Here is a 21286-nt window from a genome sequence, read left to right as displayed (position 1 = left end):
GCCGGCCGCGGGCGTGTCGGCGACGCCGCTCCGATATCCGGGTTGCGGGCGAATGCAGACGCAGTTGACGGGATCGCCCGAATTGCCCGGGCATGCCGGCGTTCCCGCGTGCTCGAATCCCTCACGCATTGACCTGCGTTTCTGTGTTGACGCGCCGCCAACACGGACAAACCTATTTTACGGACTCTCCCGTAGAGCAAACCACACGCCGTCTTTCTGATCGTCTACCGTCACCGGTGGCAACCATGGCATCCAGCCCGCAACACTACGACTTCCTCATCCTCGGCAGCGGCGAATCGGGAAAATACCTGGCCTGGACCATGGCCAGGGCTGGCCACCGCGTCGCCGTGATCGAGCGCCGCTGGATCGGCGGCTCCTGTCCGAACATCGCCTGTCTGCCGAGCAAGAACGTCATCCACAGCGCGCATGTGGCATCACTGGTTCGCCGCGGCAAGGAGTTCGGCATCGCTGCGGGTCCGGTCGGCATCGACATGGCGGGGGTGCGCGAGCGCAAGCGCACGATGGTCAATGAGCTGATCACGATCCACCGCAACAACTACGCGAACAGCGGCGCGGAGCTGATCATGGGCGAAGGCCGTTTCATCGCACCGAAGACGATCGAGGTGCAACTGCAGGATGGCGGCACCCGCGTGCTGAGCGGCGAGCTCGTCTATCTGAATCTGGGTACCCGTGCGGCGATCCCCGACGTACCGGGCCTGCACCAGTCCACGCCACTCACGCACGTCGAGGCGCTCGAACTGGACCACGTGCCGGAACACCTGATCGTGCTGGGCGGGGGTTATGTCGGCCTCGAGTTCGCGCAGCCGATGCGGCGCTTCGGCAGTCGCGTCACGGTGGTGGAGCAGGGCCCGCAACTGGCCGGCCACGAGGACCCCGACGTGGCGCAGCTGCTGATGCGGCGCTTCGCCGACGAAGGTATCGCGGTCGAGCTGAATGCCCGGCCGATCAGGGTCGAGGGTCGCTCCGGCGACAAGGTCCGCTGCCATGTGCAGACCGCGACGGGCGCCAAGGTCATCGAGGGCAGCGACATCCTGGTGGCGGCCGGACGCACGCCGAATACGCAGGCGATCGGTCTCGACGTCGCGGGTGTGAACCTCGATGCGCGCGGCTATGTGCAGGTCAACGAACGCCTGGAGACCAGCGCGCCCGGGGTGTGGGCGATGGGCGACTGCGCGGGGAGTCCGCAGTTCACCCACGTTGCGTTCGACGACTTCCGGGTGGTCAGGGACAACCTCGCCGGCGGCCAGCGCACGACCCGGGACCGGCTGGTGCCGTATTGCATGTTCACCGATCCGGAGCTTGGCCGGGTCGGTCTGAACGAGACGGCGGCACGGCGCGCCGGCATCGCCTACCGCGTTGCCCGCACGCCGATGGCGGCGGTGTTGCGCACCCGCACGTTGTCCGAGACGGGCGGATTTCTCAAGGCGCTGGTGGCCGCCGACAGCGATCGCCTGCTCGGCTTCACCGCGCTGGGCGTGTCGGGAGGTGAGGTGATCGCGGTGGTGCAGACCGCGATGCTGGCCGGACTTCCCTACACCGCCCTGCGCGACACCATCTTTACCCACCCCACGATCGCCGAGGGCCTCACGGTACTGTTTGCCAACCCACCGGCCATGCCCGCGGCAGCCACGCACTGACCACGCGATCATCCCGCCGGGAGCGGCGTGCCCCGCGCACGGACGCGCCGATTTTCACCGATTCAAAACGGTGCCAAGGCACATCATTCGACAGGTATTCCCGCATGGGTGGTCGTGCATGGATCTCCTGCAGGGAAACGCCATTGCGCACGGGTCATCCGCAAGGAATCACGATCTTCGCGCCGCGGAAGAGGCCGTCACGACAACGACCGACAACCATGGAAGCATCCCCGCGGACACACAAATTTTGCAGCACGGAACCATCAGACTAGAGACTGCCATGACCATCCTCGCCGCCGGCACCACCGCGCCGGAGTTCACCCTGCATTCCACCCCCGACCAGAGCGTGGCGCTGAAGGAGTTCCGCGACCGCAACGTGATCCTGGCGTTCTACCCCGCCGACTGGAGCCCGGTGTGCAGCGACCAGCTGGCGCTGTACAACGAGCTGCTGGACGAGTTCGCCCGGCTCAACGCGCAGCTGCTGGCGATCTCGGTGGACGGCGTGTGGAGCCATGCCGCGCTGGCGCGCGAGCGCAAGTTCCACTTCCCGCTGCTGTCCGACTTCGAGCCGAAGGGCAAGGTGGCGCGCGCCTACGGCGTGTACGACGCGGAGCACGGCGTCGCGGGCCGCGCGCTGTTCGTGATCGATGGCGACGGCGTGATCCGCTGGAGCTACCTGTCGCCGATGGGCGTGAACCCGGGCGCCGCCGGCATCATCAAGGCGCTGGAAGCGCTGCCGTCGAACAACATCCAGAAAACGCTGCCCGCCGATGCCGCGCAGGAGGCTGCATGATGCTGCACGAGGACTCGATCCTGGCCGTGCCGGTAACCACGCACGACCATATCCAGGGCAACGCGCACGCCGTGGTGACCCTGGTGGAGTACGGCGATTTCCAGTGTCCGGCCTGCGGCATGGCCTACCCGCTGGTGAAGCAGTTGCAGCACCGCTACGCCGGCAACCTGCGCTTCGTGTTCCGCCACTTCCCGCTGAGCCAGGCCCACCCCTATGCCCAGATGGCTGCCGAACTGGCCGAGGCCGCGGCGGTCGAGGGCGAGTTCTGGGCGATGCACGACTGGCTGTACGAGAACCAGGACGACTGGGCGCCCCGCGGGGGCGCCGGCCTGGAAGCCGGCGTGCGCGCGCTGGGCCTGGACGAGCAGGCGCTCGCCGCCACCCTGCGCAGCCCCGACATCGATGCGCACATCCGCCGCGACTTCATGGGCGGCGTGCGCAGCGGCGTCAACGGCACGCCCAGCTTCTACGTCAACGGCTACCTGTACCAGGGCGACTTCGACACGCTGGTGCACAGCATCGGCCGGGCGATCGCGCGGCAAGCGTGACCCCGCGCCGGCCCGGGCCACCACGCAACGCCACATCGCCGGGTCACGCACGGAATGTCCGCTGCCGTGAAGCAGCTTCCATCACAGGCTCGAAACCGGGATACCCACGACCATGAACGAGAAATCGCCGCCTTCCGCCAAGCCATTGCCGGGCAATCTCCACGACCTGTTGCCGCAGCTGCAGGCGCTCTACACCGACATCCACGCGCACCCGGAACTGTCGATGCAGGAAACCCGCACCGCGGGACTGGCGGCCGACCACCTGCGCGCCGCCGGCTATGAAGTGACCACCGGCATCGGCAAGACCGGCGTGGTCGGCCTGCTGCGCAACGGCGACGGACCCACCGTGATGCTGCGCGCCGACATGGATGCGCTGCCGGTGCAGGAAGCGACCGGCGCGCCGTACGCCAGCAAGGTCACGGCGGTCGATCACGAGGGCAAGACCGTGCCGGTGATGCACGCCTGCGGCCACGACATGCACGTCACCTGGCTGGTCGGCGCGACCACGCTGATGGCGCAGAACCGCGACAGCTGGAAGGGCACGCTGATGGCGGTGTTCCAGCCAGCGGAGGAGACCGCGCAAGGCGCCCAGGCGATGATCGACGACGGGCTGTTCAAGCGTTTCCCCAAGCCCGATGTCGTGCTCGGGCAGCACGTGATGGTGGGCCCGGCCGGCGCGATCGGTGGGCGCAAGGGGGTAATCACCTCGGCCGCCGACAGCCTGCAGATCCGCCTGTTCGGCCGCGGCGCGCACGGCTCGATGCCGCAGGCCAGCATCGATCCGGTGGTGATGGCGGCGGCGACGGTGCTGCGGCTGCAGACCATCGTCGCCCGCGAGCTGGCGCCCACCGAGGCGGCGGTGGTCACCATCGGCTCACTGCAGGCCGGTACCAAGGAAAACGTGATCCCCGACGAGGCGGTGATCAAGCTCAACGTGCGCACCTTCGACGAGGGCGTACGCAAGCGCGTGCTCGCCGCGATCACCCGCATCGTCAACGCCGAGGCGGCCGCCTCGGGCGCGCCGAAGCCGCCGGAGATCACGCCGCTGGACAACTATTCGCTGGTGACCAACGACGACGCGGCAACCACCACCGTGGTCGAGGCGTTCCGCCAGTACTTTCCGGCCGAGCGCATCCGGCAAACCGGGCCGACCTCGGCCAGCGAGGATTTCGGCTCGTTCGGCGCCGAATGGGGCGTGCCGTCAGTGTTCTGGTTCGTCGGCGGCACCGACCCCGACACCTACGCCAAGGCCAAGGCCGCGAACCGGCTCAACGAGATCCCGACCAACCACAACCCACGCTTCCTGCCGGTGCTCCATCCGACCCTGGAAACCGGCGTGGAGACGCTGATGGTGGCCGCGCGGGCATGGCTGGCGGCGGCGCCCTGAACCATGGAACGGCCGGACGAAGCCACCCGGGCCATGCTGCATGTGCTGCAGCTGGTGCTGGACCTGGGCGGCACCTTCGTGTTCGCCATCAGCGGCGCGATGGTCGCGGTCAGGCATCGGCTCGACATCTTCGGCGTGCTGGTGCTGGCGTTCGCGGCCGGCAACGCGGGCGGCATCACGCGCGACCTGCTGATCGGCGCGGTGCCGCCGGCGGCGATCGCCGACTTGCGGTATTCCGGCGTGTCCGCCCTGGCCGGATTGATCACCTTCTTCTGGTACCCGGTGACGAACCGGTTGCGCCGCGACGTGTTGTGGCTGGATGCCGTGGGGCTGGCGTTCTTCGCGGTCGCCGGCGCGCAGAAGGCGCTGCTGCACGGCATCGACCCGGTGATGGCGGCCCTGCTCGGCATGGTGACCGGCATCGGCGGCGGCATGCTGCGCGACGTGCTGGTGTCCGACATTCCGGCCGTGTTGCGCGCCGACCTGTATGCGCTGGCGGCGCTGGCCGGCGCCGGCGTGGTGGTGAGCGCCCACCTGCTGCACCTGTCGCCAATGGTGGCCGCGCTGGCTGGCGGCGGCCTGTGCTTCGTGCTGCGCTTCATGGCGATCCGCCACGGCTGGCACCTGCCCACGGCGCGGCCGGCATCGGCGGGGGCATCGGACGCACCGCAGCGCAGGCACCACGACGAAGGGAGCTGACATGGGAACCTGCGTATTGCTGTGCGGCCGGATGTTCGATGGCATAGCCGACCGCCTGACCGGCCCGGTCGAGATCCTCGTGGAAGACGACCGCATTGCCGAGATCGGCCCCACCGTGCGCCGGCCGCCCGATGCGCAGACGATCGACCTGTCCGGGCGCACCGTGAGCCCCGGCTTCATCGACTGCCACGTCCACCTGACCATGGATGCCGCCGATCTAGCCCGACAGACGCTGGCGTCGTCCGCAACCAAGGCACTGAAGGGACTGAGCATCGCCCGCGAGTACATGCGCTACGGCTTCACCACCCTGCGCGACATGGGCTGCGTCGATCCGGACTTCCCCACCGTGGACCTGCGCAATGCGCTCGCCGCCGGCCTCGTCGAAGGGCCGCGGCTGATCGTCGCCGCGCACATCATCAGCTCGTCCGGCGGGCATGGCGACCTGCGCGGGTTCTACGGGCCACGCTGGGACATCCCCGTTTCCGCCATCGCCGACGATGCGGGCGCGATCAAGGCGCTGGTACGCCGCGAGCACGCCTTCGGCAGCGACTGGATCAAGACCACCAACACCGGCGGCTACTTCAGCCCCGGCGACGACCCCGCCCGCGTGACGTGGTTCGACGACGAGATGAACCTGCTGGCCGCCACCGCGCGGCAACTGGGCATGCCGGTGGCGGTGCACACCGGCGCCGCCGACGGTTGCAGGCAGGCCATCCGCGCCGGCGCGCGCAGCCTGGAACATGCCTACCTGATCGACGATGCCGCGCTGGCGATGGCGCAGCAGGTCGGCACCTTCCTGGTGCCGACCATGCAGATGACCCGCGAAGACCTGCACGCGCTGCACGAGCACACCCTGCCGTGCCAGGCGGTGTGGAAGTTCAGCCGCGACAGCGGCACGATCGTCGACTCGCAGCGGCTGATCGCGCAGAGCGAGGTGAAGATCGCCTACGGCACTGACTGCGGCATGTTCCCCTTCAGCCACGGCATCCTCGAATTCCAGGCGATGGTGGCGGCCGGCCTCACCCCGCTGCGCGCGCTGAAGGCCGCTACCAGCGTGGCGGCGGAGCTGCTCGGCCAGGACGACATCGGCGTGCTGGCCGTGGGCAAACACGCCGACATCGTGGCCATGCCGGGCGATCCGCTGGCCGACATCAGCGCCACCGCCGGGGTGGACTTCGTGATGAAGAGCGGCCGCGTCTATCGCAGCCCGGGCGCGCCACGCACGGCGCGGGAGAAGTGATCGGGGTCTTGCGCAGGAATCGCGCAACCTTGCGCGGGTGGAGTGACCCCGATGAAGTCTGCTGCTGGATTGCTCGGGAAAGGCCGTTCTGATTACGGGCGCGGTCAGCGGCTTCGGGGCGACGGCTCTCGCCTTGGCCAGGCAGGGCACCAGGGTTTGCATCGGGGATGTCAGCGACGGCAACCCCTCGATCAGTTTCATGACCGGCGGGATGTATCCGGTGGGCACGCGGACCGCTCACTGAAACCGACCACCATGGAAAAACATGGAAGTCAGGAGAAACCGACATGACACAACGTGTTCTGGTAACCGCCGGCGCCAGCGGCATCGGCAAGGAAATCGCGCGGGCATTCGTCGCCAGCGGCGCCACCGTCTGCGTCTGCGACATCAATGTGCAGGCGCTGGAGACGGCCGCGAATGACATTCCCGGCCTGGTGACCCTCGTCTGCGACGTGTCGAAGCGACAGGACATCGAACGCATGGTCGCCAGCGCCGCCGAGGCACTGGGTGGACTGGACGTGCTAGTCAACAACGCCGGCATCGCCGGCCCCACCGCGCCCGTCGAGACAGCGGATCCCGATCAGTGGGAGGCGGTGATGGCCGTCGACGTCATCGGCACCTTCCACGTCACGCGGCTGGCGATCCCGTATCTGAAGCAATCCCCGGCCGGCAGCATCGTCTGCATGTCCTCGCTCGGCGGCCGCTACGGCTATCCGAACCGGAGCGCCTACTGCGTCGCGAAGATGGGGCTGATCGGCTTCACCAAGACACTGTCGCGCGAACTGGGCCAGTACGGCATCCGTTGCAACGCGATCGCGCCGGGTGCGGTGGGCGGCGAACGCATGGAACGCGTACTGCAGGGCCGCGCCGATGCGGACCACACGTCGCTGGAAGAAGAGCGGCAAGCCATGATGAGCATCCAGTCGATCAAACGCTTCGTCGACCCGAAGGACATCGCCAGCCTGATCGTGTTCCTCGCGTCAGATGCAGGCAAGTCGATTTCGGGACAGGTCATTCCCATCGACAACGACGCGCAGACCTCGGCCTTGTGACGGCGGACCCATGTCGTGGCAAGAACGCACGAGCCTCCGTCGCCATCACGCCCTTCGCGACTGTAGTGGCACTCGGCCGAACGGCACGCTCCGCATCGAGATCGAGCCGCCGCCCATGCCCTCAACCGGGAAGCTCAACCGATTCCTTAGGGCAGGCACTCCCCGCCAGCTTCTGCCATCGAGAGCGGCGGGCAGTGCCCGCCCTACAACAATGCACTCAGCCGAACTGCACGCTCAGCATCGAGATCGAGCCGCCGTCCATACCCTCGACCGGGAACGTCACCGGCTCACCCGGGTCGCTGGCGCCGAGCACGTACAACAGCGGCAGGTAGTGGTCGGGCGTGGGGATCGACAGCTCCGCGTCGCGGCCCAGCGCCTCGTAGTTCGTCAGCGTCGCGTGGTCGCCCTGCACGATCAGCTCGCGCGCGGTCGCCTCGAAGCGCTGCGCCCAGTCGAATGGTTCGACCGGATGCCGGCCCCAGGCATAGCTGTGCAGGTTGTGCACCACGTCGCCGCTGCCGATCAGCAGGATGCCCTCGTCGCGCAGCGGCCGCAGCAGCCGGCCCAGCCCGTAGTGGAACTCCGGTGGCTGCGACTCGTCGATGGACAACTGCACCACCGGCACGTCGGCAGCCGGATAGACGTGGCGCAGCACCGACCAGGTGCCGTGGTCCAGTCCCCACGACACATCCGCGCGCACCTCCAACGGGCGCAGCAGTTCGCGCACGCGGCGCACCAGCTCGAGGTCGCCGGGCGCGGGATATTGCACCTCGAACAGCTCGCGCGGGAAGCCGCCGAAATCGTGGATCGTGCGCGGCGCCGCCATTGCGGTCACCGCAGTGTCGGGCAGGTACCAGTGCGCCGATACCGACAGCACCGCACGCGGCCGCGGCAGGCGCTGGCCGATCGCCGCCCAGCCCCGCGTCCAGGCGTTGTCGTGCAGTGCGTTCATCGGATTGCCATGGCCGAAGAAGATCGTCGGCATCCGGGTCGCCAGGGTATTCCGCTCAGGCATCGGGGGCACTCCGCAAGGGCCGGTTCATATCCACGTATTGCAGACATCCGCCGCGTTAGTCTGGCGTGATCGGCGGTAGGGCGCCACGGTTCGCGGATGGACGTCTGTCCGCGCCGCGGATGCCGCGCGGTGACTGCCGGGTTTTTCAACGACTGCCGCCTCACCATGCATGCCAGGAAGCCGATATGAGCACACCAAAGTCGCCTTCGAAACCGTATGACGGCTTCGACCACCAGCCGATCGCCGGCACCTGGCGCAGCGGCCGCTCCACCCGCCACAACACCGACATCGACCCCTACACCGGCAAGACCCTGGTCACGATTCCGCTGGCCACCGCGCAGGATGTGGACGACGCCTACCGCGCCGCCGCCGACGCGCAGCCCGGCTGGGCCGCCACCGCACCGGCCGAACGCGCACAGGTGCTGCACAACGCGCTGCGCATCTTCGACGAACGGCGCGAGGAGATCATCAGCTGGCTGATCCACGAGGCAGGCTCGACCCGCCTGAAGGCGAACATCGAATGGGACAGCGCCCGCGCCATCACCCGCGAAGCAGCCTCGTTTCCGTACCGTGTAGCCGGCCGCATCCTGGCCTCGGACATCCCCGGCAAGGAGAACCGGGTCTACCGCCGCCCGCTCGGCGTGGTCGGCATCATCAGCCCGTGGAACTTCCCGATGCACCTCACCCAGCGTTCGCTGGCGCCGGCGCTGGCGCTGGGCAACGCGGTGGTGATCAAGCCGGCCAGCGACACCCCGGTCAGCGGCGGCCTGCTGGCGGCGAAGATCTTCGAGGAGGCCGGCCTGCCCGCCGGCGTGCTCAGCGTCACTGTGGGTGCGGGTAGCGAAATCGGCGACTACTTCGTGGCGCATCCGCAACCGCGGCTGATCTCGTTCACCGGCTCTACCGCGGTGGGCCAGGGTATCGGCCGCATCGCCTCCAGTGGTGCCCATCTGAAACGCGTGGCGCTGGAACTGGGTGGCAACAGCCCGTTCGTGGTGCTGGCCGATGCCGATGTGGAACAGGCGGTGCGCGCCGCCGTGTTCGGCCGCTTCCTGCACCAGGGACAGATCTGCATGAGCATCAACCGGATCATCGTCGATGCCAAGCTGCACGATGCCTTCGTCGAGCGTTTCGTGGACCACGTGCGCAAGCTGAAGGTGGGCGACCCCGACCACATCGCCACCGCGATCGGCCCCATTATCGACGCCGACCAGCTGCGCGGCCTGATCGAGAAGATCGTGCTGGCGAAGCAGCAAGGCGCCACCCAGGTGCTGGGCGGCGAGCCGGACGGGCAGCTGCTGCCGCCGCACGTGTTCACCCACGTCTCGCCGGAGAGTTCGCTGTTCCGCGACGAATCGTTCGGGCCGATCGTGCCGATCGTGCGCGCGAAGGACGAGGCCGACGCGCTGCGGCTGGCCAACGCCACCGATTACGGGCTTTCCAGCGCGGTGTTCTGCGGTGACCTGGAGCGCGGCGTACGTTTCGCCCAGGGCATCGAGGCGGGCATGACCCATGTGAACGACACCTCGGTGGAGGACGAGCCGCATACCCCCTTCGGCGGCGAGAAGAACTCCGGCATCGGTCGTTTCGGCGGCGACTGGATCATCGACGAGCTCACCTCGGCGCACTGGGTTTCGGTGCAGCACACGCCGCGCAGCTATCCGTTCTAGTTTCGTATGGTCCTTCCATACGATCCACAGCCTGTCACGGAGACATCGCCCATGGCTACGACCAGCGACATCAAGAGCAACGCGGTTCCTGGCGGCGGCTGGATCATCGCCTGGGGCGTGCTGCTGATCATCGCCGGCGTGCTCGCCCTGCTGATGCCGGCGATCGCCGCGCTGGCGACCGCGCTGTTCTTCGCCTGGCTGCTGATCCTGGGCGGTGCGTTCGAGATCGCCTACGCGATCCAGACGCGCAGCCACCGCGGTTTCGGCTGGAAGCTGTGCTCCGGGCTGCTGACCCTGGCGCTGGGCATCGCGATCCTGGTCATGCCGGTGGCCGGCGTGGCCTCGCTGGCCCTGCTGGTCGGCAGCTTCCTGCTGCTCGGCGGCGTCGCGCGCAGCATCCTGGCGTTCCAGCTGAGGCCGCTGCCGCGCTGGGGCTGGGTCTTGTTCGATGGCCTGCTGTCGATCGTGCTGGCGTTCCTGATCATGCTGGGCTGGCCGGAAAGCTCGCTCGCCTTCATCGGCCTGCTGACCGGCTTCTCGCTGATCTTCACCGGCATCTGGCGCGTTGCCTTGGGAAATTACTTCCGCACGTGAGCGCTTGCCGGAAACCATGATCAACCACGACCTCCACGGGAGAGAGCCATGAATGTTGTCCTGCTTGGTGTCAGCGGCCGCGTCGGTTCGCGCCTGCTGGCGGAACTGCTGCGGCGCGGCCACCAGGTGACTGGCATCGCCCGCGACACCGGCAAGCTGGCCAGCCAGTCGCAGCTGGTGCTGAGGAACGGCGACGCCAACCAGCCGGCGCAACTGGGGCCGCTGCTCGCCGGCCACGACGCGGTGCTCAGCGCGCTGAAATTCGCCACGACCGACGCCGCGTCGCTGATCGCCGCGGTGAAGCAGGCCGGGGTCGGCCGCCTGCTGGTAGTCGGCGGCGCGGCCACACTGGAACTGGCGCCGGGTCAGATCCTGCTCGACGCACCGGGCTTTCCCGCGGCCTATCGGCCCGAGGCCGAGGGCGGCCGTCGCTTCCTCGACGCCTTGCGCAGCGAGCGCGAGCTCGACTGGACCTTCCTGTCGCCGTCGGCCGAGCTCGTCCCCGGTGAACGCACCGGCACATTCCGCCTGGGCGGCGACCAGTTGCTCACCGCCGCCAGCGGCAAGAGCTGGATCTCGATGGAGGACTACGCGATCGCCCTCGTCGACGAACTGGAAGCGCCGAAGCATTCGCGGCAACGTTTCACGGTGGGCTACTGACCACCCCCGAGCATTCCGACCAGAGGACTCACCTCATGAAGAAATCCGGCTCCAGCAAGGCCTCCGCACAGCGCATACAACACGCCCCGCTGGCTACCCCCAGCGATCTCGACGCCCGCGCCACCCGCGACGTGAGCGGCGCGATGAACGCGATCCTCGCCGACGTGTTCGCGCTGTACCTGAAGACCAAGAACTTCCACTGGCACATGAGCGGGCCGAACTTCCGCGACTACCACCTGCTGCTCGACGAGCAGGGCGACCAGCTGTTCGCGATGACCGACCCGATCGCCGAACGCATCCGCAAGATCGGCGGCAGCACGCTGCGCTCGATCGGCCACATCGCGCGGCTGCAGCGCGTCAACGACAACGACGCCGACTACGTCGAACCGACCGACATGCTGGCCGAGCTGCGCGAGGACAACCAGGCGCTGGCCGCGCGCCTGCGCGAGGCCCACGGCGTGTGCGAGGAACGGCGCGACATCGCCACCGCCAGCCTGATCGAGGAATGGATCGACGAGACCGAACGGCGCACCTGGTTCCTGTTCGAGACCACCCGCCGCGGCGACTCCAGCGGACACTGACCGCCGCGCATATCGCGACACGCGGCGGCTTGGCGGAACGTCCACCCACGAGGCTCGGCACATGACAACGAACAGGCTGATCGGATTCGTCGGCGCTGCCTTCCTCGCCGCGCTGGCGGCAACCACGGGCGCGGCCGCGCCATCAACACCGGCGCCGGCTCCGACGATCCGGCTGGCTCCGGCCACGCTGCCGGCGATCGCGACCGTCGACGCGCGCTACCAGTCCTACAACGTGGAAATGGCCGAAGTGGTCGGCGGCAACTTCTGGAAGCCATACACCGCGCAGAGCATCGCGGCGATGAAGGCCAAGGCGGGTGCGGGCGCGGCGACGACCGGGGTGGCGGGTCAGGATCCGACGATGTTCCAGGCGCGAGCGCCGATCGACCTGTCCAACCCGCGCCTGCGCAAACTCGCCGGGGCGCTCGGGCCGGCCTACATGCGCACCAGCGGCACCTGGGCCAATACGGTGTACTTCCACGATGCCGATGGCCCCGCGCCAGCCGAGGTGCCGCAAGGTTTCCAGGGCGTGCTCGAGCGACGCCCGTGGAAGGGCGTGATCGACTTCGCGCAGGCGGTGGACGCCAGGTTGGTCACCTCCTTCGCCATCGGCGCCGGCGTGCGCGACCAGAACGGTGTCTGGACGTCCGAACAGGCACGGAAGTTCGTGGCCTATACCAAGATGGCCGGCGGCCACATCGCCGCGGCGGAGTTCTTCAACGAACCGGACATGCCGGTCTACGGCGGCGCCCCGAAGGGCTACACCGCGCAGGACTATGCGCGCGATTTCGCGGTGTTCAGCGCGTTCGCGCGCAAGGCCGCGCCCGACATGCGGATCGTCGGCCCCGGCTCGGTCGGCGAGGGCGTGCTGATGCCCGCCATGGGCGGTGGCGGGCTGGCCGCCGGCCTGGTCAGGACCGCGGACATGCTCGCCGCCACGCCGAAGCCGGCGTTCGACGTGTTTTCGTACCACTTCTACGGCGCGGCCTCGATCCGCTGCGCGTCGATGGGCGCCGGCGCGCAGACCACGGCCGCCGACGCACTGTCCGAAGCGTGGCTGGCGCGCACTGACTCCAGCTACGACTTCTACGTGAAAGGCCTGCGCGACCGCTACGTTCCGGGCAAGCCGGTGTGGATCACCGAGACCGCCGACGCGGCCTGCGGCGGCAACCCGTGGGCGGCGACGTTCCTGGACAGCTTCCGCTACCTCGACCAGCTCGGGCGGCTGGCCCGGCGCGGCGTCAGCGTGGTGTTCCACAACACGCTGGCATCCAGCGAATATGGTCTGCTCGACCAGAACACCTTCGCGCCCCGGCCCAATTACTGGGCGGCCCTGCTGTGGCACCAGCTGATGGGCGCGACCGTGCTCGACGCCGGCCCGTCGCGTCCCGGCCTGCACCTGTACGCGCAGTGCCTGCCCGGACACGCCGGCGGCGTGACCGTGCTGGCGATCAACAACAGCCGCACCCAGCCCGCCGCCATCGAGCTGCCGTTGCCGGCCCGGCGCTACACCCTGGGTGCAGCGAAACTTGAAGACGGCCAGGTGCAGCTGAACGGCCACACGCTGGCACTGGCTGCCGGCGACGCGTTGCCGCCGCTGCAGGGCGCCGCGGAAGCGGCCGGTCGCGCCGCGCTGGCGCCGGCCACCATCACCTTCTTCGCCATGGCGGGCGCAGCAAACCCGGCCTGCCATTGAGAGGTTGTGGATTTTTCAACCTCGAAGCGCGGCCAGGGCGAGGACATGGCGAGGGCATGGATGCCCGAGTTGAGGCAACGCAGGAGCAGTTGCCCGATGCCCGAGTTGAGGCAAGGCAGGGAGCAGTTGCCCGATGGCCGGGCGCGGATCGGGCACGTCAGTGCCTGATTCGCGTGAGCGAGTCCGGGCCTGTACCGGACTCGCGATAGAAGAAAACCACAGGAAGTGGTTTTCTTCACAAGCTCTGAGAGATCACCCGCCGCGACGGTTCCAGCGGCGCCACCCCACGTCACCCACGAGGAAGTTCCCATGACTACGTTCAAGGTCGGCTACATCGTCGGCGGCCTCGCCAAGGGCTCCATCAACCGCCTGCTGTCCAAGGCGCTGGTCCGGCTCGCACCACCCGCGTTGCAACTGGTGGAGATCCCGATCCGCGACCTGCCGCTGTACAGCTACGACTACGACGCCGACTACCCGCCGGTGGCGCGCGCGTTCAAGCAGGCGATTGCCGAGGTCGATGCCATCCTGTTCGTCACCCCGGAATACAACCGCTCGATTCCCGGCGGGCTGAAGAACGCGATCGACTGGGCCAGCCGGCCGTGGGGCAAGAACTCGTTCGCGCGCAAGCCGTCCGGGGTGATCGGCACCTCGCCCGGCTCGATCGGCACCGCGGTCGCCCAGCAGCAGCTGCGCGGCGTGCTGTGCTTCTGCAATTCGCCGCTGATGAACACCATGGAGGCGTACATCCAGTTCAAGCCGGGGCTGATCTCCGAGGACGGCACGGTCAGCGACGAATCGACCACCGAGTTCCTCAGCAACTACATGAAGGAACTGCACATCTTTATTGAGCGCGTGCTCACCGTGCTGCCCAGGGAGGATTAGGGCGGCGGCACACCGTTGCCGCCGGAACCGGCGGCAACGACGCTGGACCAGTGCAGCGACGACGGCGGGGAAGTTCATGGCCTCCATATCCTCCACACGCCTGAGCGTGTATGCCGCGCTGGCGGGCAACCTGCTGGTCGCGCTCACCAAGACCGCCGCCGCAATCGGCACCGGCAGTTCGGCGATGCTGAGCGAGGCCGTCCATTCGTTCGTCGATACCGGCAACGAGCTCCTGCTGCTGCACGGCATGCGCCGCTCGCTGCAGCAGGCCGACCCGGAGCACCCGCTGGGCTACGGCCGCGAGCTGTACTTCTGGAGCTTCATCGTGGCCCTGATGGTGTTTGCGCTGGGCGCCGGCGTGTCGATCTACCAGGGCATCGTCCATGTCCGCCAGCCGCAGCCGATCACCCACCCGCTGGTGAGCTACGTGGTGTTCGGCCTGTGCTTCGTGTTCGAGGGCGCCTCCTGGCTGGTCTCGCTGCACCAGTTCCGGGCTGCCAAGGGTCCGTTGGGTTACTACGAGGCCTTCCGCCGCAGCAAGGATCCGCCGTCCTTCATGGTGTTGTTCGAGGACAGCGCCGCGCTGGTCGGCATCGCGATCGGCGTGGCCGGCACCTATGCCGCCACCACGCTGGCGCTGCCGGCCGCCGACGGCATCGCCTCGATCCTGATCGGCCTGCTGCTAGCCTTCGTCGCCGCCCTGCTCGCCCGCGAGAGCAAGAGCCTGCTGATCGGCGAACGCGGCGATCGCCGGCTGCATGCGGCGATCCTGCGCATCGCGCAGGAACAGGGCCCGATAGCATGCGTCAACGGACTGCTCACCGTGCAACTGGCACCGAACCAGATCGTCGCCGCGCTCAGCCTGCAGTTCGCCGACGACATCCGCGCCAGCGAGATCGAGGATCTGGTGCTCGCCCTCGAACGGAAGATCCGCCAGGCCTACCCGGAGGTCATCGACCTGTTCGTGAAGCCGCAGACCGACGACGCCTACCGGGAAAGCATGCGCCGACGCTTCGGCGAGACGCTACCGGTCGCACGTCATGAATGCGATGGTCGGTCCATCGCAGCGTCGACGCTTGCCGTGCCGCCGCCGTTCCTGACGAACCACAGCAGGCCGCCGGCGATCGAGAGGTTCTTCATGAAATTGATGGCCTGGCTGGGGTCGGCCAAATGCGTATGCGCGACCAGCGCCGAGCCTACGGTGAACAGCGCCATGACGGCAGCCACCCAACGGGTCTTGAACCCGAACAGCAGGGCTAGCCCGCCACCCAGTTCGACGAGGATGACCAGCGGGGTCACCACGCCAACCAGGGGAATGCCCATCTGGGCGAAGTAACCTTCGGTGCCGCTGTAGCCTGTCAGTTTCTGCCAGCCCGAGATGATGAAGAGCTGCGCCATCAACAGGCGCGCCGCCACGCTGATCAACTTGTCCACGATGTTCTCCCCTCTCACGGAGTTGAACTTGCCGACCCGTCGGGTACGCGCCGGAGAAGCCGCCGCCGACGCCACGATGAAACGCGTCTTCGACCAACGGCCTCCGCGTGCGGCACCGCGTTGCATGCCGCGCGGTCGGCGATGCTCCCCCGGCTCGACGCGATCGATGGAAGGATCGACACGGTCGTGGGCCATCGCGCGGCATGACGTTGATCCGTCGCTCGTCACACATGCGTGAACGTTGCAAGATGGAGATACCGCAAAATTTTCCGGTCGGCATGGCCGCGGCGATGCTGCGGAAAGCCCGGCAAGGCCTTTACCTTTCGTGAGGCGCCAACCACGTATCGCGGCTTTCGCGGTCCGGATTTTTTCACATCGTCTTGAGCCCGCAGCAGAGTAGCGTTGCCGTGTCCGGCAAGTCGCCGGATGGTGGCATCAAGCTGGGGAACATCATGGCGACGAACCTGCCCGAGAGCATCGACACTCCGTGCGGCAGCCCCACCGATCCTGCGCGGCGGCGCCTGCTGGTCGGCCTGCTCACCGCCTACACCGCCTCGCTGATCCCCTGGGCGCTGGCGCAACCGGCGCCGCGCGCCGACCTTGGCGCGTTCACCGCGCTGTCGGCGATCCTGGTCGGACGGCAGGCGCTGGATGCCGCGCAGGCAACACGCCTGTACGACGCCCTCGCCGCCGCCCATTCGACTTTTCCGACCGACGTGCAGGCGCTGCTGGCCCTGATCAACGAACGCCACATCGACCCACTGCAATTGCAGGGCGTGCTGGATACCGAACATGCGGCGCTGGCGCCGCTGCCGCGGCAGATCGTCAGCGCCTGGTGCCTGGGCGTGATCGGTAGCGGCGAAGGCGCGCGCTGCGTCGCCTATGAGACCGCGCTCAACGCAGTGATCGTGGCCGACGTGCTGAAGCCGCCGACCTATGCCTACGGCAGCTACGGCAGCTGGACCGGCAAACCTGTCTGAAGGAGTGGCAAGGCATGTCCGCACAGCAGTCGGCTGACATCGTGGTGATCGGCGCAGGCATCGTCGGCGCGCTGGCCGCGCGGCGGCTGGCGCAGCAGGGCGCCTCGGTGCTGATCCTGGAAGCGGGGCCGCGGCTGGAACGCGCCCGCATCGTCGCCGCGTTCCGCAACTCGCCGCTGAAGGGCAACTGGATGGCGCCGTACCCGCCGTCGGCGTGGGCGCCGCATCCGATCTACGTGCCCAAGGACAACGGCTACCTGAAACAGGCCGGGCCGTATCCGTACCAGGCCGAGTACATCCGCGCGGTGGGCGGCACCACCTGGCACTGGGCCGCACAGGCGTGGCGGCTGGTACCGAACGACGTGCGCATCAAGAGCCTGTACGGCGTGGGCGTGGACTGGCCGCTGACCTACGAGGAACTCGACCCCTGGTACCAGGAAGCGGAAGAAATTCTCGGCGTGGCCGGCGCGGACAACACCGGCTCGCCGCGACAGCACCCGTTCCCGATGGAGCCGGTGGCCGAGCCGTGGTCGATGCGCCGCTTCCGCGAACGGCTGGCGCCGGTGTATCCGGTGGTCGCCAACACGGTGGCGCGCAACAGTCGCGGCTACGACGGGCGACCGGCCTGCGTGGGCAACAACAGCTGCCAGCCGATCTGCCCGGTCAACGCGCAATACCTGGGCATCAATGCGGTGGAGTCGGCCGAGGCGGCCGGAGTGAAAGTGGTGCCGAACGCGGTGGTCTACCGCATCGAGCACGACGCCGGCGGACGCATCGCGGCGGTGCACTACTACGCGCCCGACAAGAGCGAGCACCGCGTCACCGGCCAGACCTTCATCCTCGCCGCGAACGGCATCGAAAGCCCGAAACTGTTGCTGTTGTCGGCCAGCAGCAAATACCCGAACGGGCTGGCCAACAGCTCCGGCATGGTCGGCCGCCACCTGATGGACCACCCCAGCACCTCGCTCACCTTCTACGCCGACGAGGAACTGTGGCTGGGCCGCGGCCCGCAGAGCCCCAGCTCGATCAATACCCTGCGCGACGGTGCGTTCCGCAGCCAGCACGCGCCGTACCGGCTGGACTTCACCAACATCTCGCAGGTGTATAGCGTCACCAACGACCTGATCAAGGAAGGCGTGTACGGCGCGGAGTTCGAGAAGCAGCTGCGCTGGCGCGCCGCGCGCCAGGTCAACGTGAAGAACGTGCTGGAGGTGCTGCCGAACCCCGACAACCGCATCGCGCTCAGTTCGGAGAAGGACGCCATGGGCATCCCGAAACCGGAGGCGCACTACGCGATCGACGACTACACGCGCCGCGCCGCGGAAGTGTCCAAGGCCGACTTCGCCCGCATCGCCGAGCTGATGGGCGGCATCGGGCTGCGCTACAGCGCGGAAGGCCAGTTCGCCAACAACCAGCACATCACCGGCACGATGAGCATGGGCAACGACCCAGCCAGTTCGGTGGTCGACGCGTTCGGCCGCACGCACGACCACGAGAACCTGTTCGTCTGCAGCACCGGCGTGATGCCCACCGCAGCCACGATGAACTCCACGCTCACCGCGGTGGCGCTGGCACTGCGCACCGCCGAGCACATCCTGCCGGCGAAACAGGCACGCACGGCCACGGCGCACACGAGCCACGAGGCGGGCCTGGCATGAACGCGCCGATCCGTTGCCTCCCGCTGCTCGCCCTGCTCGGCCTGCTCGTCGCCACGCCTGCCGGCGCAGCCGACAACACTGACGCCGCCCTGCTGCAGCGCGGCCAGTACCTGGCCACCGCAGGCGACTGCGTGGCCTGCCATACCGCGCCCGGCGGCAAGCCTTACGCCGGCGGGCTGACCGTGCCTACGCCGGTCGGCGACATCATCAGCACCAACGTCACGCCGTCGGCCGGCGCCGGCATCGGCAACTACACCGAGGCGCAGTTCCGCGACGCCGTGCGCAAGGGCATCCGCGCGGACGGCAAGCACCTGTACCCGGCGATGCCTTACACCGCCTACGCGCAGATCACCGACGACGACATGCATGCGCTGTACGCGTACTTCATGCACGGCGTGGCGCCGGTGGACAGCGAGCCGGCGCCGACCCGGTTGCCGTTCCCGTTCAACATCCGCCTGTCGATGGCGGCGTGGAACCTGCTGTTCCTCGACCGCAAGCCGTTCACGCCCGACCCGGCCAAGAGCGAGGTGTGGAATCGCGGCGCCTACCTGGTGCGCGGGCTGGCCCACTGCAGCACCTGCCACACGCCGCGCAACCTGCTGATGGCCGAGCGCCCGTCGCAGGCACTGGCCGGCGGCATGGTCGGCAGCTGGCGCGCACCGAACATCACCGCCGATCCGGACAGCGGGATCGGCAACTGGAGCGAGCAGGACCTGGTCGACTACCTGCGACTCGGCCACGCCCGCGGCAAGGCGCAAGCGGCCGGGCCGATGGCCGAGGCGATCGAGCACAGCCTGCAGCATCTCGAACCCGCCGACCTGCAGGCGATCGCCACCTACCTGAAGACGGTCCCCGCGCAACATGACCCGGCCGAGACCCGGCCCGTCGACAGCTGGGGCGCGGCGTTCGACGGGATCGCCGACCAGCGCGGCACCGCGCTGCCTGACGACGGCGAGCAGTGGAACGGCGCGCAGCTCTACGACGCGCACTGCGCCAGCTGCCACCAGGCCAGCGGCGAAGGCAGCTTCGACGGCGGCTTGCCGCCGCTGTTCCACAACACCGCCACCGGCCGCGCCGACGCCGCCAACCTGGTGCTGGTGATCCTCGACGGCATCCGCTGGCAGACCGGCGACTCCGGCGTGCGCATGCCGGGCTTCGCCGACGCGCTGTCCGACCGCCAGGTGGCCACCCTGGGCAACTACCTGACGCTGCGTTACGGCAACCCCGCCGCACGGATCACCGCGACGCAGGTCGCCAACCTGCGCGGCGGCGGCGCGCCGTCGCACCTGGTCGCGCTGACACGGCTGGCGATGGTGGTGGTGCTGCTGCTGATCCTCGCCTTCATCGTCCTGTGGCGCCGGCGCAGACAGCGCCGAACTTCCTCCGGCCGGGCCTGAGCCCATGCGCCATCTTTTCTGCACGAACCCCGGCCTGCTGCTCGGCGGCGCGTTGTGGCTGGGCGCGCTGCCGGCCATGGCGCAGCAGGCCAGCAGCTGGCTCACCCGACCCACGCTGACCGGCGACTGGGGCGGCACGCGTACGCAACTGCAGAACGACGGCATCACCCTGCGTGCACACTGGACCACCGAAAGCGCGGGCAACCTGTCCGGCGGCCACCGCCAAACCGCGCGCTACACCCAGCAACTCGACGCCGGTGCGGACTTCGACCTCGACAAGCTGTGGGGCGTGCCGAACGCGAAGATCCAGTTCACCGTCACCGAACGCGACGGCCGCAGCCTGAGCAATGAGGCGCTGGGCAACCAGTTCTCGGTGCAGGAGCTGTACGGCGCGGGGCAGAACTTCCGCCTGGCCGAGCTGAACTGGCAGCAGGACTTCCTCGACCACCGGCTGTTCATCCAGCTGGGCTGGTCACCGGTGGGTGACGACTTCGCGCGGCTGCCGGCGTTCTGCAGTTTCCAGAACGGCATCATCTGCGGCCACGCCAACGCGATGACCACCAACAGCGGCGCGCACAACTACCCCGTCGCGCAATGGGGTGGTCGCGTGAAGTGGCACGCCACGCCGAACTTCTACGTCGCCGTTGGCGCCTACCTGGACAACGAGAAGGCCGGCAACAAGGACCAGGGCTTCAATCTCAGCTTCAAGCACCGCGGCGTGTTCGTGCCGGTCGAACTGGGCTGGAGTACCGGCCGCGGCCAGCTGCCCGGCGTTCTCAAGCTCGGCGCCTACTACAACACCGCCGGCACGCCGGACGTGTACACCGACATCAACGGCCAGCCAGCCGGCCTCACCGGCGCCCACTTCCTGCACCACAACGGCCGCTCCGGCGGCTACGTGATCGCCGACCGCATGGTCTATCGCGAAGGCCCCGACTCCAACCGCGGTCTGAACCTCGGCCTGATGGCCGGCGTCGGCGACAAAGCCACCGCCCGCTTCCGCGACTTCTGGCTGCTCGGCGGCCACTACCAGGGCACCTTCCCCGGCCGCGACAACGACGTGATCTCGTTCATGGTGGCCAGCGGCCGCACCAACCCGCGCCTGACCCGCTACCAGCGCGACCGCAACCGGGTGGCACCCGGCAGCGTCGGCATCCAGACGTACGAAACCATCGCCGAGATCGACTACGGCGCGAAGATCACCCCCTGGCTGACCCTGCGCCCGAACCTGCAGTACGTATTCCGCCCCGGCGGCACCGGCAAGATCCCGGACGCCTTCGTGATCGGCCTGTACACGCAGGTGACGTTCTGAGCTGCGGAAACGGGACGGACAAGTCAAACCAGC

General features: G+C 68.3%; 19 protein-coding genes and 1 pseudogene. 18 read left to right on the top strand and 2 right to left on the bottom strand.

Annotation, left to right across the window (positions count from 1 at the left end):
- Positions 1-245 precede the first annotated feature (245 nt).
- From LRK53_RS00425 to LRK53_RS00395, 7 genes are all read left to right on the top strand, one after another.
- On the top strand, positions 246-1658 hold the full coding sequence (locus LRK53_RS00425) for a mercuric reductase (protein ID WP_027491238.1): 1413 nt from the start codon (positions 246-248) through the stop codon (positions 1656-1658).
- Positions 1659-1938: 280 nt separating this feature from the next.
- A complete protein-coding gene (locus LRK53_RS00420; RefSeq protein ID WP_027491237.1) occupies positions 1939-2451 on the top strand; it encodes a redoxin domain-containing protein in 513 nt (170 codons plus the stop codon).
- Complete coding sequence (locus LRK53_RS00415; RefSeq protein WP_235642436.1) at positions 2448-2999, top strand: DsbA family protein; 552 nt, start codon at positions 2448-2450, stop codon at positions 2997-2999. The genes LRK53_RS00420 and LRK53_RS00415 overlap by 4 nt, the downstream gene beginning before the upstream one ends.
- Positions 3000-3111: 112 nt before the next feature.
- Positions 3112-4386 carry a M20 family metallopeptidase gene (locus tag LRK53_RS00410; RefSeq protein ID WP_027491235.1) on the top strand — a complete coding sequence of 425 codons (1275 nt, stop codon included), beginning with the start codon at positions 3112-3114 and terminating at the stop codon, positions 4384-4386.
- 3 nt (positions 4387-4389) lie between these two features.
- Positions 4390-5085, top strand: coding sequence for a trimeric intracellular cation channel family protein (locus LRK53_RS00405; protein WP_027491234.1), 696 nt, complete (start codon positions 4390-4392; stop codon positions 5083-5085).
- Between the two features lies 1 nt (position 5086).
- Positions 5087-6325, top strand: coding sequence for a metal-dependent hydrolase family protein (locus LRK53_RS00400; RefSeq protein ID WP_027491233.1), 1239 nt, complete (start codon positions 5087-5089; stop codon positions 6323-6325).
- A 287-nt stretch (positions 6326-6612) separates the two neighbouring features.
- Positions 6613-7377, top strand: a complete 765-nt coding sequence (locus tag LRK53_RS00395) for an SDR family oxidoreductase (RefSeq protein WP_027491232.1) — start codon at positions 6613-6615, stop codon at positions 7375-7377.
- A gap of 217 nt (positions 7378-7594) precedes the next feature.
- On the opposite strand, the gene ygiD is transcribed toward LRK53_RS00395, so the two are convergent.
- Positions 7595-8392: a 4,5-DOPA-extradiol-dioxygenase gene (ygiD, locus tag LRK53_RS00390; protein WP_235642435.1), complete on the bottom strand. Its 798-nt coding sequence runs from the start codon at positions 8390-8392 to the stop codon at positions 7595-7597.
- Between the two features lie 185 nt (positions 8393-8577).
- On the opposite strand from ygiD, the gene LRK53_RS00385 reads away from it, so the two are divergent.
- The 7 genes and pseudogenes from LRK53_RS00385 to LRK53_RS00355 form a co-directional block, all read left to right on the top strand.
- Positions 8578-10062, top strand: a complete 1485-nt coding sequence (locus tag LRK53_RS00385; RefSeq protein ID WP_027491230.1) for an aldehyde dehydrogenase family protein — start codon at positions 8578-8580, stop codon at positions 10060-10062.
- Positions 10063-10113: 51 nt separating this feature from the next.
- A complete protein-coding gene (locus LRK53_RS00380) occupies positions 10114-10656 on the top strand; it encodes an HdeD family acid-resistance protein (protein WP_037088762.1) in 543 nt (180 codons plus the stop codon).
- A 48-nt stretch (positions 10657-10704) separates the two neighbouring features.
- Positions 10705-11316, top strand: a complete 612-nt coding sequence (locus LRK53_RS00375; RefSeq protein WP_027491228.1) for an NAD(P)-dependent oxidoreductase — start codon at positions 10705-10707, stop codon at positions 11314-11316.
- A 35-nt stretch (positions 11317-11351) separates the two neighbouring features.
- On the top strand, positions 11352-11897 hold the full coding sequence (locus tag LRK53_RS00370) for a Dps family protein (RefSeq protein WP_027491227.1): 546 nt from the start codon (positions 11352-11354) through the stop codon (positions 11895-11897).
- 61 nt (positions 11898-11958) lie between these two features.
- Positions 11959-13590, top strand: coding sequence for a glycoside hydrolase family protein (locus LRK53_RS00365; protein ID WP_027491226.1), 1632 nt, complete (start codon positions 11959-11961; stop codon positions 13588-13590).
- Positions 13591-13899: 309 nt separating this feature from the next.
- The gene (locus LRK53_RS00360) at positions 13900-14472 is read left to right on the top strand and encodes an NADPH-dependent FMN reductase (protein ID WP_027491483.1); all 573 of its coding nucleotides are present in this window, start codon (positions 13900-13902) and stop codon (positions 14470-14472) included.
- Between the two features lie 76 nt (positions 14473-14548).
- A pseudogene (locus LRK53_RS00355) lies at positions 14549-15391 on the top strand (cation diffusion facilitator family transporter); the annotation flags it as partial.
- Between the two features lie 119 nt (positions 15392-15510).
- On the opposite strand, the gene LRK53_RS00350 reads toward LRK53_RS00355, so the two are convergent.
- Positions 15511-15870: a DoxX family protein gene (locus LRK53_RS00350; RefSeq protein ID WP_081666532.1), complete on the bottom strand. Its 360-nt coding sequence runs from the start codon at positions 15868-15870 to the stop codon at positions 15511-15513.
- Between the two features lie 488 nt (positions 15871-16358).
- Here LRK53_RS00350 and LRK53_RS00345 point away from each other — a divergent pair, with 488 nt between their 5' ends.
- Genes LRK53_RS00345 through LRK53_RS00330 form a run of 4 tightly spaced genes read left to right on the top strand, consistent with a single transcriptional unit; the run spans position 16359 to position 21253 of the window.
- Positions 16359-16886 (top strand): sugar dehydrogenase complex small subunit, encoded by a 528-nt coding sequence (locus tag LRK53_RS00345; RefSeq protein WP_051257479.1) that lies wholly within the window; start codon positions 16359-16361, stop codon positions 16884-16886.
- A gap of 14 nt (positions 16887-16900) precedes the next feature.
- Positions 16901-18544, top strand: a complete 1644-nt coding sequence (locus tag LRK53_RS00340; RefSeq protein WP_027491485.1) for a GMC family oxidoreductase — start codon at positions 16901-16903, stop codon at positions 18542-18544.
- The gene (locus LRK53_RS00335) at positions 18541-19941 is read left to right on the top strand and encodes a cytochrome c (RefSeq protein WP_027491486.1); all 1401 of its coding nucleotides are present in this window, start codon (positions 18541-18543) and stop codon (positions 19939-19941) included. Before LRK53_RS00340 ends, LRK53_RS00335 begins: the two co-directional genes overlap by 4 nt.
- Before the next feature lie 4 nt (positions 19942-19945).
- On the top strand, positions 19946-21253 hold the full coding sequence (locus tag LRK53_RS00330; RefSeq protein WP_027491487.1) for a carbohydrate porin: 1308 nt from the start codon (positions 19946-19948) through the stop codon (positions 21251-21253).
- The last annotated feature ends 33 nt before the right edge of the window (positions 21254-21286 follow it).

The organism is Rhodanobacter thiooxydans, from assembly GCF_021545845.1.
Lineage (GTDB): Bacteria > Pseudomonadota > Gammaproteobacteria > Xanthomonadales > Rhodanobacteraceae > Rhodanobacter.
This window is presented reverse-complemented; position numbering and strand designations above follow the sequence as displayed.